Here is a 12643-nt window from a genome sequence, read left to right on the forward strand (position 1 = left end):
AATGTGATCGGGGCGGAGGCAATCCTCCCCAAGCTCTGCTTGGGGAGGGGGACCATGCGCAGCATGGTGGAGGGGCGGAGCGACCCAGGCCCCTCCACCACCGCTTCGCGGCGGTCCCCCTCCCCGCGCTTCGCGCAGGGAGGAATGGGATCAGCCCGTCTTCCTCGGGGGGGCCGGGCGGAAGCGCCAGACGCCGGAGCGGACGCTGGCGATCACTCCGGCCTGGGTCGCGCGGCTGCCCTGCGACAACGCTTCCAGCAGCTTTTCGATATTGCTGCCTTCGCTCCACGCCGGGCTTTCGATCCCGGCGGCGACGCGGACCGTGCCGATCGCGCGGCGGGCCAGACGGCGGCCCAGCTCGCGCGGCAGGTCGGCCGCCTGGATCCGGACATTGTCGCCGTCGATCTGCGCGCGGTCCTGCCACAGCCAGTCGACCGTCGCGCGAAGGTCGGTATCCGCCTCGGCCAATTGCGCCGCCGCGCGGGCCAGTTGCGCCACGCCCAGCCACTCATGGCCGTCGAGCAATTGCCGAAAGCGCGTGCGGTCATGGCGCGGGTCGTGATTGGCGGGGTCGTCGACGAACGGAGCCTCGGCGCGGCGCACGATCCGGCGCAACTCGGCGCGCCGCCAATCGAGCAGCGGGCGCAGCACGACCATATCGGCGATCACCGTCCGCGCCCGCACGCCCGACAGGCCCGACAGCCCCGCCCCGCGCGCGGCGCGCATCAGGAAGGTCTCGGCCTGGTCGTCGGCATGATGCGCGGTCAGCAAGGCCGCCGCGCCGATCGCGCGAGCCTGTGCGGCGAGCAGGGCATAGCGCACCTCGCGCGCCTGGGACTGGATGCTCGCCCCGGTGATCGGCGTTTCCGGACGCAGGGCGTGGTGCGGCACGCCCAAATGGGCGCAATGATCGGCGACCATCCGCACCTCGTCCGCCGCTTCGGGCCGCAGGCCATGATCGACCGTCGCGACCGCGATCCGCCCCGGAAAGGCTGCCGCCGCCAGCGTCAGCATCGCCATGCTGTCGGGCCCGCCGGACACCGCCAGCAACAGCGGCGCCGCATCGGCATGGAGATCGTGAAGAAGCGTCAGATCGGCGACAAAGCGCGCAATCTGATCGTCGGCCGTGGCATCGGTGGCCATGATGCTCTCAAAACTGGTCAGGGATGCGCGCGCTCTGGCCCTTCCGCCGCACCAGTGCAAGAGGTTTTGCGTCCTGCTTCCTCCCCTGGAAGCGGAGAGGGACCAGCGAAGCTGGTGGAGGGGTGTAACCCTATCGAGAGCGGGACACCCCTCCGTCAGGCCTTCGGCCTGCCACCTCCCCTGCAAGGGGAGGAATAGATTTATACTACTGGCACTTCGCCGCGCTGCGGCCGCTGGCGATCTGGGCCTTCATCGCGGCGGACAGCTTGGCGCCGTACACGTCGCTCAACTCGTCATAGACCTTGCAGGCATCGGCCGCCTTGTTGAGCTTGGTCAGCGCCTGGCCGAGATAGAGCAGGCTGTCGGGCGCCCGCTCGCCGTCCGGGTATTTCTTGTAATTCTCATAAAAGGCCATCGACGCCAGGCTGGGCTTGCCGGAGTCGAGATAGGTGCGACCCAGCAGGTTCTGGGCGAAGCTGGCGCGGCGGCTCTTGGGATAGTCGGCGACCATCTTCTTCAGCGCGGCTTCCGCTTCCGGATAGCGCTTGGCCTGCCACAGGCGATAGCCATAGAGATAGGCATCCTCCGCCGGATCGCCGGTCGAGGGCTTGTCGACCGCGGCTGCCGGGGTCGAGGTCGCGGTATCGCCGGTGACCACCGAGGGGGCCGCCGGGGTCTTGGTCGGGCGCGTCGATCCGCTGGCGGCCGCGGGCGTGTCGAGCGGGGCGCTCTGCCCGACCGGGGCGATCGGCGCGGGGCCGGATTCCAGCGCCTTCAGCCGTGCCTCGGTGGCGCGCTTATAGGCGTCGAACTGGTCCTGAAGCTGGCGGGTGCGATACCCGTTCTGCTCGATCTGGCCGGTCAGTCCGGCCATCTGCTCCTCCAGCGAGGTCACGCGGGAGGTCAGGTCCGACAGCGCGCTGGAGGCGGGGACGCCCGGCGCCTGCGCCTGGGTCTGCGGCGCGGTGATCTCGGGCTGGACATAGCCGCCCGCGCCGTTCGGGAAGACCTTGCGCTGGACCGCGCGCATCTCGCTTTCCAGCTTGCCGACCCGGCCCTCGACATTGGATTGGGCGATGGCGGCGGTCGGCAGGATCATCACGGCCGCGACCCCGGCCAGCAACAGGTTACGCATCGGTTTCACCCCCCGGTGGGCTGATTATGAAAGGGACAGGGCCACCCTGCCCTGCCCCGGCTGTCTCCAGCCTGAAGATTTCCGCTTCTTACAGGTCCGCCGGTACGGTGGCGGCGGGCGAAGGCGAGGGCGCGGGCGCCGTCAGGGCGTTGCCGCCGGTCTCGCCGCTCGCAGCACGCGTCGAACGGCGCTCCGTCCGCTCGCGCAGCGGGGTACGCACGGTCGGCGTCGGCGCGGCGGCAGCGGCCGGAGCACCCGACAGCCGCGCGCCGATCGCCTGCGGATCGAGCCGCACGTCCTTGATCGCGCGCGAGCCATCGCCCAGCGGCGGAATGGGCTTGCCGTCCAGCGTCACGCTCAGCTTGTCGGGGCGACCGACATTCAGCAGCGGCCCCTTGGCGGTGGCGGGCACTTCATAGCTTTCGCCGGGCTTCAGCGTGCCCATCTTCAACGTGACATTGTCGGCGTCGTAGACGCGCAGCCACACCTCGCCATTGGCGGTCAGCACGACCTTGCCCGTCGTCACCGGCGTCGGGCTGGGGGCCGGCGTGGGTGCGGGCGCGGACGCATTGGTCAGCGGGGTCGCGGCGGGCACCTCCTGTGCGGTGCGGTCGCGGCGGAACAGATCGGTGCCATACCACAGCCCCGCGATGACGAGCAGCGCCAGCGCCAGGCCGACACCGACGATCGCCAGCCCGCGCGACGGCACGCGCGCCGGATCGGCAATATCCTGGGGTACATATTCGGTGACGCGGCGGCCCAGCCTGTCGACATCGGCGCGCACGGCCTGCGCGATCGCGACCTCGTCGGCACCGACCGCCCGGGCATAGGCCTTGGCGAAGCCGACCGCATAGGTGGCCGACGGCAGGCTCTGATAATCGGATGCCTCGATCGCCGCGAGATGGCGGCTGGGGATGCGCGTGCGCGCACCGATATCGCCCAGCGATAGCCCCTGCGCCTCGCGCGCCGTGCGCAGGACGTCACCGGCGCGGGCAGGTGCCGCCGGTGCGGCATCGTGGCCGGGATTGACCTCGTCCATTCTCAACTCCGAAGCGACCATGGCCCACCCCATGATCGCGGTCGTTCTTTCAGACGGCTGGGATCAAGTCAACGCGAACCCCTGGCCTGTATCAGGCCAATTCCACACCGTTCGTCGCAGCCCAGGCACCAAGCGCCCCACGCATGTCACGCACGGGATGCGCGAGCAGCCGGGCCATCTCGGCGGTGATCGCGTCCCGATCGAGCGAGCGGATCATCGCCTTCACCGGGCCGACCGCCGCCGGGGTGATCGACAGCCGGTCGATGCCCAGCCCGATCAGCGCCATCGCCTCCAGCGGACGCCCGCCCATCTCGCCGCAGACGCCGACCGGCACGCCCGCCTCACGCGCGGGTCCGACCACCCGCCGCAAGAAGCGCAGGATCGACGGGCTGAGCCAGTCATAGCGCTCGGCCAGCTTGGGGTTCGCGCGATCGGCAGCGAACAGGAACTGGGTCAGGTCGTTGGTGCCGATCGACAGGAAATCGACATTGGGCAGGATCAGGTCGAGCTGTTCCGCCAGCGCGGGCACCTCCAGCATCGCGCCGTAACGCACGTCGAGCGGCAGACGACGCCCGCGCGAGCCGAGCCAGGCCCGCTGCGCCTCGAACAGCGCCTTAGCCTCGTCGAACTCCCAGGCTTCGGACACCATCGGGAACATCACGTTCAGGGTGCGCCCCGACCCCGCCTCGATCAGCGCGCGGGCCTGCGCCTTCATCAGGCCGTCGCGCTCCAGCGCCAGGCGCAGCGCGCGCCAGCCCATGGCCGGGTTCTCCTCGTCGCCCGGATCGGTGTTGAGATAGGGCAGCGCCTTGTCGCCGCCGATGTCGATGGTGCGGAACACGACCGGCCGGTCGCCCGCCGCCTCCATCACGTCGCGGTACAGCCGCTGCTGCCGCTCGCGCTGCGGCAGGGTGGCGGAGACCAGGAACTGGAACTCGGTGCGGAACAGGCCGATACCGTCCGCCCCCGTCGTGTCGAGCGCGGCGGCGTCGTCGCGAAGCCCGGCATTGACCATCAGGGTGACACGGTGGCCGTCCCTGGTCACCGGCGGCACGTCGCGCAGCGCCGCAAAGGCCGCGCGGCGCTTCTGCCGCAGCTCCAGCTTGGCGTCGAACGCCTCCTCCATCGCCGACGAGGGCCGGACGAGCACGCTGCCCTCCGATACGTCGAGCAGCAACTGGTCGCCGTCCGCGATCTGGCGGCGCACGTCGCTGACCCGGCCCAGCACCGGCACGCCCATCGCCCGCGCGACGATGATGACATGCGCCGTCAGCGACCCTTCCTCCAGGATCACGCCCTTCAGCCGCCGCCGGTCATATTCCAGCAGCTCGGCCGGACCCAGGTTGCGCGCGATCAGGATCGTGTCCTGGCGCAGGCCCAGCTGCGCCGCCGTGCCCATCTGGCCCGACACGATGCGCAGCAGCCGGTTGGACAGGTCCTCCAGATCGTGCATCCGGTCGGCCAGCAACGGATCGTCGATCTGGCGCATCCGCTGGCGGGTGCGCTGCTGCACCCGCTCGATCGCCGCCTCGGCGGTCAGGCCGCTGTCGATCGCCTCGTTGATGCGGCGCGCCCAGCCCTCGTCATAGGCGAACATCTTGTAGGTTTCGATGACCTCGACATGCTCGCCCGCGACGCCGAACTCGGCCTCGCGCGCCATGCGGTCGATCTGTTCGCGCATCTTGTCGAACGCGGCATAGACGCGGCGGCGCTCGGCATCGATATCCTCGGCGACCGTATGTTCGACGACGATGCGCGGCTGGTGATAGACGGCAAAGCCGCTGCCCATGCCTTCGACCAGCTTCTGGCCCGACAGCCGGATCGTCGCGGTCATCTGCGGCCGCGTGCCCGCCGCCCCCGCCGCGTCGATCAGCCCGGCATTGGCGATCAGTTCGGACAGGACCATCGCAACGGTCTGCAGCGCCTCGATCTCGACATCGGCATATTTGCGCGGTTCACTATGCTGGACCGCCAGCACGCCCACCGCCCGCTCGCGCCGGATGATCGGCACGCCCGCAAAGCTGTGGAAACGATCCTCGCCGGTTTCGGGCTTGTAGGCGAAGTCCGGATGGCTCGCCGCTTCGTCCAGGTTCAGCACCTCGACATCCTCGGCGATGGTGCCGACCAGCCCCTCGCCCATCGCCAGCTTGGTGACGTGGACCGCCTCCTCGGCCAGGCCACGCGTTGCGAACAGTTCGAGCACCCCTTCGCGCAGCAGATAGATGGAGCAGACCTCGCTGCCGATCGCCTCGCCGATGATCTGGACCACCTGATTCAGCTTGGCTTGGGCGGGGGTGCGCGACGCCATCACGTCGTGCAGACGAACGAGGATCTCGCGGGCGGATGCGGCGGCCGAAACGGGCATGGGCATAGGGCTAACAGACGGAATGCGGCGGTGTCATGCGCTAATATTGCACAGGCGTGCCTTTTGGTGGCGCAACCGCCCGGAGCAACACGCTGATCTGCGTTATAACTCAATTGTTTATGAGGAACAGCGGACCAAATGGCAGGTTGGCTCCCACGTTCGTCACGGGAGAGCATCGTGCCTAAGATCCTATCCATCGCCCTTGTCCTGGGAATGGCCGCCGCGCCGGTCGCCGCACAGACACCGCCGCCCCCGCCTCCGGCCGCCGCCAAGGCGCAAGCGGCCGCCTATGTGAAGGCGGCGGGCATGAGCGACCTGTACGAAATCACCTCTAGCAAATTGGCGCTGCAAAAGTCGCGCAACGACGATGTCCGGCGATTCGCGCAGATGATGATCGACCATCACACCCAGACGACCGCCGCCACGGTCCGTGCCGCCCGACAGGACGGGTTGACCCCGACCCCGCCCCGGCTCGGTGGAGCGGAAGCCTCGATCGGCGAACTGCGCCGCGCCTCGGCCGACGCATTCGACCGGCTGTATATCGGCCAGCAGCTGCCCGCGCATCAGGCCGCGCTCGATCTGCATCAGAGCTTCGCCGCGAATGGCGACCGCCCGGCGCTGAAGGCCAGCGCGCAGGCCGCGGTGCCCATCGTCCAGCAGCATATCCAGATGCTGGAACAGATGCCGCGCTGAGGCGGCTCTTCCAGCTAAGGGAGCGGTTGCGAGCCGCAAGGCCGGACGTCGCATGGACCGGTATGGTATGTGCTCGCACCTGCGCTGGATCAGCCCTCGAAGCAGGATGGCATGACGAGAGTGCCCCACTTTGCCCCTCAGGGGGCCTGCGGAGATGCCACGCCATGTCATCCCGCTCGAAAGCGCTGACGGATCGTCCGGCTCCGTCGACCGGATCCAGCGCCCCGGCGGCGCTCGCCCATCAAGCAGGACAGGCATGGAAGGCAGGGAGGCCGACATGTCCTGCCACGCAAATCCCGGTCGACCTGGCGATCATGCAAACGACATTCATGAAAACAACCCGCCGGAGTAGGGACGAACTCCCCCGGCGGGCGGAATCATGGGAATGGGGTGGCATGGGGGTTGCGACCTGCGCCGCAGCCCCCGCCGTATATTAGCGCACCAGATGCCATTGCTGGTTCGGACGCCCCTCACAATCCCAGACGCGGATCGGCGCGCCGGTGCTGAGATTGCCGGCATTATCCAGGCACTTGGATGTCTGCCGGTTGCGCAGCTGGAACCAGCCGTCATCCGTCGGTAACACTTCCCATTGCTGACCATTGCCTTGTGAGCGAGGTGCCAGAGCGGTGGGGTCGCCATTGTTGGTATTGCCCAGCGAGTCGATCGCCCGGCCGTCCGCGCTGACCAGCTCGATATAGCCGTCGACATAGCGGACGTTCCAGACCAGCGTTGCGGCCGAACCGCTATTGGCGATCGGGCTGGCGCCGACCCCGTCCATCAGCAACTTGCTCGATCGATTGGCGAAACGCCGGTTGCCCGCGAACTGGGCCGCCGCATCGCCCAGCCCCATATCGGACAATTGCGAGGACACCAGTTGAACGTTGCGCTGGGTCTCGAAAAACTCGTCGTCGTAATTCAGGCCATAGGGCCAGAAATGGATACGGTCGCCCCACTGTACGGCGGCAGGACCATCGAACGCCTTGATCCGCGCATCGGTGACCGCCCCCGTCCAGCGGCCATCGACCATATAGCGATCCCACTCGCCATAGGTGCCCGAGCCGAGCCAGTGCGCCAATTCATGCAAGGCGACGCGCCGACCGATCGATCCGCCGAACTGGATACGCCAGCGATAATCGGCTTCCGCCGTAGGGGTTCCGACATGATAGGTCACACTGACATTGCCGGTATAACCGGCCAGCGTGTTGGTGTGGTTGATGGTCCAGTTCATCGCATCGGTGATGCGGGCGCGAATATCCTCGGACACTTCGGTGTCGAGCGACCAGGTCAGCTGGCCGATCTTGTAATATTCCAGGTCGGCCGGGGCAGCGGCAGTCGTACTGCCAGGGGTGGACGTGGCGGCAGCAGCGGGCGTCGTACTCGCACCGGTCGTGGAGGTGGCCGACGCCGTAGCGCCGGGGACGACCGAGATGGCCTTGGAAGCCCCCTCCCCCCCGCAGGATGCCAAGGCGGATGCCAGCGCACTGATACCCAATGTGACCGCAAGACGTGTTGATGGCGGCAGCATATCCTTTCGCATGTCACTCTCCCATTTTTATCACAGATCATGAACATATTTTCTTGAACCATTTTTGACATGTGGAAAATGAACCGCAGATGAAAGGTCCGACAATATCGCGGGCTGCTGTGCGATACCGATCGCCAGCGACACGGCGTCATGCACGGCGAGGAAAGACGGCGCGGCGAAAGACGGATCCTACCGGATCGCGCCAAGCGATTGTCAGGCAAGTAAAATCGCGCCGGCGTGCAAGGTGAAGCCGTTCGACGCGTGACAAGGATGGGAGAGCTGGCGCACCCGACAGGCATCTAACTATTTGACCGCCACCGTTCGTTCCCGACCGCTTCCCCTCTTATGGTGAGAACAGAGGAAGTCCATTTGTTCCGTAATCGTTCGTAGACGTTCGCTATAAGCCGCGATATGGTGAGGGAACGGTTGAGGGAGAATTATGGGCAAGCTGACAGCCCTGTCGGTCAAGAACGCCAAGCCGGGACGCCATGCTGACGGCGATGGCCTGTACCTGCTCGTCAAGCCGACCGGCGGGAAGTCCTGGTTGCTGCGCGTGCAGGTCGATGGGCAGCGGCGGGATATTGGCCTGGGTTCTATCGACACGTCCAGCCGCGTCGGAGGGGACCGAAACACCCCTCCCCCGATCGCCATCCCGATCCTGCATAAGAAGGTCCTGACGCTCAGCGAGGCGAGGGAGAAAGCCGGGCTGTTGCGCACGGCCGCCAAGTCCGGGCTGGATCCCATCGCTGAACGCGACCGCGAGCGCCGCAAGGTTCCGACATTCGAGGAAGCAGCAAAGGCGACTCACGAGGCGCTCAAAAGTGGCTGGGCAGAAAAGACCGCCACGATCTTCCTCAGCTCGCTGACCAACCACGCCTATCCGTCCTTGGGCAAGATGCGTGTCGATCAGATCGATGCCGAGCACATCCGGGACGCGGTAGCCCCCATCTGGATCAGCAAGCCGGACATGGCGCGCAAGGTGCGGTTCCGAATCAGCAAGGTGCTGGACTTCGCCAAGTCGAAGGGCTGGCGGAAAAGCGAGGCGCCGCGCCGGTCCGTGACCGTCGGCTTGGCCAAGCAGGCGGATGGCGGGAATTATGCCGCCATGCCCTATGAGCAGGTGCCTGCGCTGGTCGCGCAACTGAATGCCGGGGCACCGACCAAGGGGCGCCAGGCACTGTTGCTGGTGATCCTGACGGCGGCGCGATCGGGGGAGATTCGGTCAGCACGGCGCAAGCATTTCAACCTCGATAAAGCGGAATGGAACCGACCGCCCGAGGTGATGAAAACCAAGACGGCGCACAACGTGACGCTGAGCAAGCCCGCAGTGGCGTTGCTGAAGCAGATATTCGAGGAAGGCGGCCACGAGCCTGACGACCTCGTCTTCCCCAACCGTAAAGGTGAGCAGCTTTCCGATATGACGTTGAGCAAGGCCCTGCGTGATGCAGGACACGCCTATACCGTGCACGGTTTCCGCAGCTCGTTCCGGGACTGGGCAGCCGAGAAGATGCCCGAGGTGCCTGATGCGGTTGCTGAAGCCGCTCTGGCTCATGTCGTGCCGGACAAGGTGATCCGCGCATACAAGCGGGCTAAGTTTCTCGACATGCGACGCGACCTGCTGGAGGCTTGGGGGCAGTTCGTGGGGGACACCAGCGTTGGAACCGTCGCATGAGTCATCCGCCATTGGACCACGGGGCAATGCTGCAAGCCCTGGATCTATTCGTCAGCAGGACGAGCCATTTGCGAACAAACCCAGACGACGAAGAAGATTGGGCCCCAGTGATTGCTAGGGAAGCCCTGCAGCTTGCGGCGAAGCTATGCGGTGAACGGGTCTTGCGGCATGCCTATGGGCCGACGCCTGATCCGACTGATCGGCAAGCCGCACTATCAACAGCGTCAGATCGGCTTACCACCTTGTTCCATTTCTTCGCATCTTTAGAAGAAATAGGTTCAGGCTCGTCGGTTACCGATGTGTCGATCGAAGCCGCAAATGTAGCAGGCGGCGACTATCCTGTCTTATTTGCGCCTATAGATCCCCGCCAAGGCAAGAGGCGGAATAGTTATACGCGCGCCGTGTGGCAGCTTAGGGCCTTAGAATGGGATGCATATCTTGAGGGAGCAGGGATAAAAGGTGAGCCTCGACGGGAAATGGTAGCATCTGCTTTTGGTGTCACTTGGTCAGCCATTCAGAAGTGGCGAAGCCGTGACCTGCCCCCGATCTTCGGCGCCGATCTCCTAGATATGAAAATTGCTGCAGCAAAACTGGAAGGCAAAAACGATCTCTGGTTTACCGATCGCGGCTCAGACAATCGGCAGTTGCTGCACGATGGAGCGGCCTACAAGCGCGTCCTTGGCTTTTAGACGGTCCTGGCAGCGTGGACAAGAAAGCCATTTAATGTCCTTGGCAATTCACCCGTAAGGCCCGCTACTAATCCTGTTGCCCGCTGGTGTTCGCCAGCATCCATACGGAGGCAACGACATGGACGAACCTCTCTTTTCGGTAACCCAAGCCCGCCAAGACCTTGGCGGAATTGGTCGCACGAAGCTGTATCAGCTGGTTGCGCGAGGAGATCTCGAACTTCTGAAACTCGACGGCAAATCGGTCATCACGGGGCGCAGCGTACGCCGCTTCAAGGAAAAGCTGCTGACGCAGCTTGCCGCCTGATCACCGATGGCAACTGTAAAGGGGCGCTCGCACCCTATTAAGCGAGAAAGCCGCCCGGCTGGCACCGTGCGGCTTCCCAAAATTTGTCAGCTCAGCGGCGACGAATTTGAAAATAGCAGCTCTGCTCTGCAGCTTCAACGGCTCAATTCGGCGTTTGGCATCACTGGTCTGCGCGCCGAACTGATCGCGTCGCTCCATTGGGGCGCCCTTCCCTCTTACAATGAGGGGATGCGGTAATGCGCCAGACCGACACATCGGCCGCAGCATGGGCATCCATTGCGGACGCCGCCGGTCATCTCGAGCGCATCGTCATGAAGACGCTGCATGCCAATCCCGGCGGTCTGACCGTCGACGAAACATGCGCGGCCGCCGGGTATCCTCGATATTCGCTTCAACCACGCTTCACGGCCCTGAAGGACCGCAAGGCGATCTTCGACACTGGCTTGCGTCGTCGCAACGTCAGCGGCGCGAAGGCCATCGTCTGGCGGATCTCGGCCCTTGACCGAAAGGAACCGCAAGCATGAGCGGGTCCGAGGACAAAACCCTTTTCGTGCTGCTCCGGCAGGTCGACGGGCCGCGCTGGTGCGTCATCAGGCAGGTCTTGAGCGGCAAAAAATTGTCGTTCTTCGACCGGTTGGCAACGGCACGTCCTTACGGTGACGCGGCCCGCGTCGCTATCAACAGCGCGAAGAAGATGGGGCTCACTCTGGTCATCCAGGCGGATGGCCAAATGCCCCGTCGCTTCAACTATGTCACGGACGCAGTACGTCCCGGGGGTGTCGCATGAGCGCCTGTATCATTCCTATGCGCCTGCCCCGCCTCCCATACCGTGGGACAGTCTGCGTGATGGGGAGCAAGGTTACTGGCTTTCAGGTCGGGCACGAAAGTTCGTCCGGCGATAGCTGGGGCAATTTTTCGGGACCGTTCGCAGATGGTCGCGATGCGATCGCTGTGGCCTATGCCCTGAACCGCGACGTCTACCTCGGTGGCTGCGATGTCGAGATCTGCGACGACGCGCTTGCCGATCAACGCGCGTCAGCCAAGCTGATGGAGGATCAATATGAATTTTGATCCCAATCGCAACCATCGCCACCGTATGGAAGGTAACGAGCTGGCTCGCATTGTGAGCGGCATCCGCGACCGCTTTCCGTTGTCGGGTGTTGCTGCGAAAGCGGGCGTAAAGTTGCAGCGTGCAGGACGGGAATGGAAAGCATGCTGCCCGTTTCATCCTGACAGGACACCTTCGTTCACGATCTATCAGGACGATCGACGCGCCCATTGCTTCGGGTGTGGCTGGACCGGCGACGTCCTGGACTTCGTAAAGGCATCCTACAGGGTTTCGCTGATCGAGGCGATCGACATGCTCGACGGCGGCGTTTTGCGTGAACTCGAACAGCAGCGTGCTCCTGCCAAGGCGAAGTCCGATATGCGGGCTGTGGCTCAGCGGATCGTCGATGCATCTGTCTCGATCGATGGCACTCCGGCGGAAGCGTACCTCCGCTCGCGTGGCATCACAATGCCGCTGCCGCATACTCTGCGGTTCGCTCGCATCGCTCCCCCGAAGATCGACGGCAACGGCCTGTTGGCTGCGAACGGCCCCGCACCGCTTCCGGCGCTCGTCGCCATCGTCACCGACCCGGCCGGACAACTCGTCGGTGTACAGCGCACATATCTGACGGAGGGCGGGCGCAAGGCAGCCACCACGCCAACCGAGTCTGATCCGAGGCCGAAGGTGAAGTACAGCTTGGGTCACGTGATCGGTGGCGCCATCCAACTCGGGCCGCCCGCCGCCAGCATGCTCGTGACGGAAGGGCTTGAGGACGGTCTGACACTTGCCCAAGCGCTGGGGCGGTCTGTGTGGGTGGCGGCAGGCACTTCGATGATGCCGCAGATGACGTTCGCAGACGTGACGCGGGCGATCGTCATTGGTGCCGATGGCGATGCTGCTGGGTCCGTCGCGGCGGCCAAAGCGGCAGAGGCGTTCACCGCATCAGGCCTGGCGGTGCGGATCATGCGCCCGAACCCGCCGTACAAGGACTTCAACGATGAGTTGATGGGGGCGCGGTCATGAGCGCGGC

The 12643-nt window shown here is 65.3% G+C and carries 13 protein-coding genes; 8 read left to right on the plus strand and 5 right to left on the minus strand.

Translation table 11 applies throughout. From position 1 onward, the window contains the following. Positions 1–150 precede the first annotated feature (150 nt). The 4 genes from tilS to ptsP form a co-directional block, all read right to left on the minus strand. Positions 151–1143: a tRNA lysidine(34) synthetase TilS gene (gene tilS / locus ACQR50_RS14065; protein ID WP_428968782.1), complete on the minus strand. Its 993-nt coding sequence runs from the start codon at positions 1141–1143 to the stop codon at positions 151–153. A 205-nt stretch (positions 1144–1348) separates the two neighbouring features. Continuing rightward, on the minus strand, positions 1349–2278 hold the full coding sequence (locus ACQR50_RS14070; RefSeq protein ID WP_428968783.1) for a hypothetical protein: 930 nt from the start codon (positions 2276–2278) through the stop codon (positions 1349–1351). 88 nt (positions 2279–2366) lie between these two features. Then, positions 2367–3317 carry a helix-turn-helix domain-containing protein gene (locus ACQR50_RS14075; RefSeq protein WP_428968784.1) on the minus strand — a complete coding sequence of 317 codons (951 nt, stop codon included), beginning with the start codon at positions 3315–3317 and terminating at the stop codon, positions 2367–2369. Between the two features lie 91 nt (positions 3318–3408). Then, positions 3409–5682, minus strand: coding sequence for a phosphoenolpyruvate--protein phosphotransferase (gene ptsP, locus ACQR50_RS14080; RefSeq protein ID WP_428968785.1), 2274 nt, complete (start codon positions 5680–5682; stop codon positions 3409–3411). 177 nt (positions 5683–5859) lie between these two features. On the opposite strand from ptsP, the gene ACQR50_RS14085 reads away from it, so the two are divergent. Then, positions 5860–6375, plus strand: a complete 516-nt coding sequence (locus ACQR50_RS14085; protein WP_428968786.1) for a DUF4142 domain-containing protein — start codon at positions 5860–5862, stop codon at positions 6373–6375. 433 nt (positions 6376–6808) lie between these two features. Here the strand turns inward: ACQR50_RS14085 and ACQR50_RS14090 are convergent, their stop codons facing one another. After that, complete coding sequence (locus ACQR50_RS14090; protein ID WP_428968787.1) at positions 6809–7912, minus strand: RICIN domain-containing protein; 1104 nt, start codon at positions 7910–7912, stop codon at positions 6809–6811. Between the two features lie 427 nt (positions 7913–8339). Here ACQR50_RS14090 and ACQR50_RS14095 point away from each other — a divergent pair, with 427 nt between their 5' ends. From ACQR50_RS14095 to ACQR50_RS14125, 7 genes are all read left to right on the plus strand, one after another. Continuing rightward, on the plus strand, positions 8340–9572 hold the full coding sequence (locus tag ACQR50_RS14095) for a tyrosine-type recombinase/integrase (RefSeq protein WP_428968788.1): 1233 nt from the start codon (positions 8340–8342) through the stop codon (positions 9570–9572). 26 nt (positions 9573–9598) lie between these two features. Then, the gene (locus ACQR50_RS14100) at positions 9599–10261 is read left to right on the plus strand and encodes a hypothetical protein (RefSeq protein ID WP_428968789.1); all 663 of its coding nucleotides are present in this window, start codon (positions 9599–9601) and stop codon (positions 10259–10261) included. Positions 10262–10379: 118 nt separating this feature from the next. Further along, entirely contained in the window at positions 10380–10565 is a 186-nt protein-coding gene (locus ACQR50_RS14105; protein ID WP_230482321.1) for a hypothetical protein, read from the plus strand. Positions 10566–10801: 236 nt separating this feature from the next. Further along, positions 10802–11089, plus strand: coding sequence for a hypothetical protein (locus ACQR50_RS14110; RefSeq protein WP_428968790.1), 288 nt, complete (start codon positions 10802–10804; stop codon positions 11087–11089). Further along, positions 11086–11352 (plus strand): hypothetical protein, encoded by a 267-nt coding sequence (locus ACQR50_RS14115; RefSeq protein ID WP_428968791.1) that lies wholly within the window; start codon positions 11086–11088, stop codon positions 11350–11352. Before ACQR50_RS14110 ends, ACQR50_RS14115 begins: the two co-directional genes overlap by 4 nt. Then, positions 11349–11636: a hypothetical protein gene (locus tag ACQR50_RS14120; protein WP_428968792.1), complete on the plus strand. Its 288-nt coding sequence runs from the start codon at positions 11349–11351 to the stop codon at positions 11634–11636. The genes ACQR50_RS14115 and ACQR50_RS14120 overlap by 4 nt, the downstream gene beginning before the upstream one ends. After that, positions 11626–12636, plus strand: coding sequence for a DUF7146 domain-containing protein (locus tag ACQR50_RS14125; RefSeq protein ID WP_428968793.1), 1011 nt, complete (start codon positions 11626–11628; stop codon positions 12634–12636). The genes ACQR50_RS14120 and ACQR50_RS14125 overlap by 11 nt, the downstream gene beginning before the upstream one ends. Positions 12637–12643: the final 7 nt, after the last annotated feature.

Origin of the sequence: Sphingomonas sp. Xoc002 (assembly GCF_050408055.1) — a bacterium.
Taxonomy (GTDB): Bacteria; Pseudomonadota; Alphaproteobacteria; order Sphingomonadales; family Sphingomonadaceae; genus Sphingomonas; species Sphingomonas yabuuchiae.

Excerpts from the sequence above, each read along its gene's own strand:
- tilS (WP_428968782.1), bottom strand. The coding sequence starts at position 1,143 with ATGGCCACCGATGCCACGGCCGACGATCAGATTGCGCGCTTTGTCGCC.
- ACQR50_RS14070 (WP_428968783.1), bottom strand. The coding sequence starts at position 2,278 with ATGCGTAACCTGTTGCTGGCCGGGGTCGCGGCCGTGATGATCCTGCCG.
- ACQR50_RS14075 (WP_428968784.1), bottom strand. The coding sequence starts at position 3,317 with ATGGACGAGGTCAATCCCGGCCACGATGCCGCACCGGCGGCACCTGCC.
- ptsP (WP_428968785.1), bottom strand. The coding sequence starts at position 5,682 with ATGCCCGTTTCGGCCGCCGCATCCGCCCGCGAGATCCTCGTTCGTCTG.
- ACQR50_RS14090 (WP_428968787.1), bottom strand. The coding sequence starts at position 7,912 with ATGCGAAAGGATATGCTGCCGCCATCAACACGTCTTGCGGTCACATTG.
- ACQR50_RS14095 (WP_428968788.1), top strand. The coding sequence starts at position 8,340 with ATGGGCAAGCTGACAGCCCTGTCGGTCAAGAACGCCAAGCCGGGACGC.
- ACQR50_RS14100 (WP_428968789.1), top strand. The coding sequence starts at position 9,599 with ATGCTGCAAGCCCTGGATCTATTCGTCAGCAGGACGAGCCATTTGCGA.
- ACQR50_RS14105 (WP_230482321.1), top strand. The coding sequence starts at position 10,380 with ATGGACGAACCTCTCTTTTCGGTAACCCAAGCCCGCCAAGACCTTGGC.
- ACQR50_RS14110 (WP_428968790.1), top strand. The coding sequence starts at position 10,802 with ATGCGCCAGACCGACACATCGGCCGCAGCATGGGCATCCATTGCGGAC.
- ACQR50_RS14115 (WP_428968791.1), top strand. The coding sequence starts at position 11,086 with ATGAGCGGGTCCGAGGACAAAACCCTTTTCGTGCTGCTCCGGCAGGTC.
- ACQR50_RS14120 (WP_428968792.1), top strand. The coding sequence starts at position 11,349 with ATGAGCGCCTGTATCATTCCTATGCGCCTGCCCCGCCTCCCATACCGT.
- ACQR50_RS14125 (WP_428968793.1), top strand. The coding sequence starts at position 11,626 with ATGAATTTTGATCCCAATCGCAACCATCGCCACCGTATGGAAGGTAAC.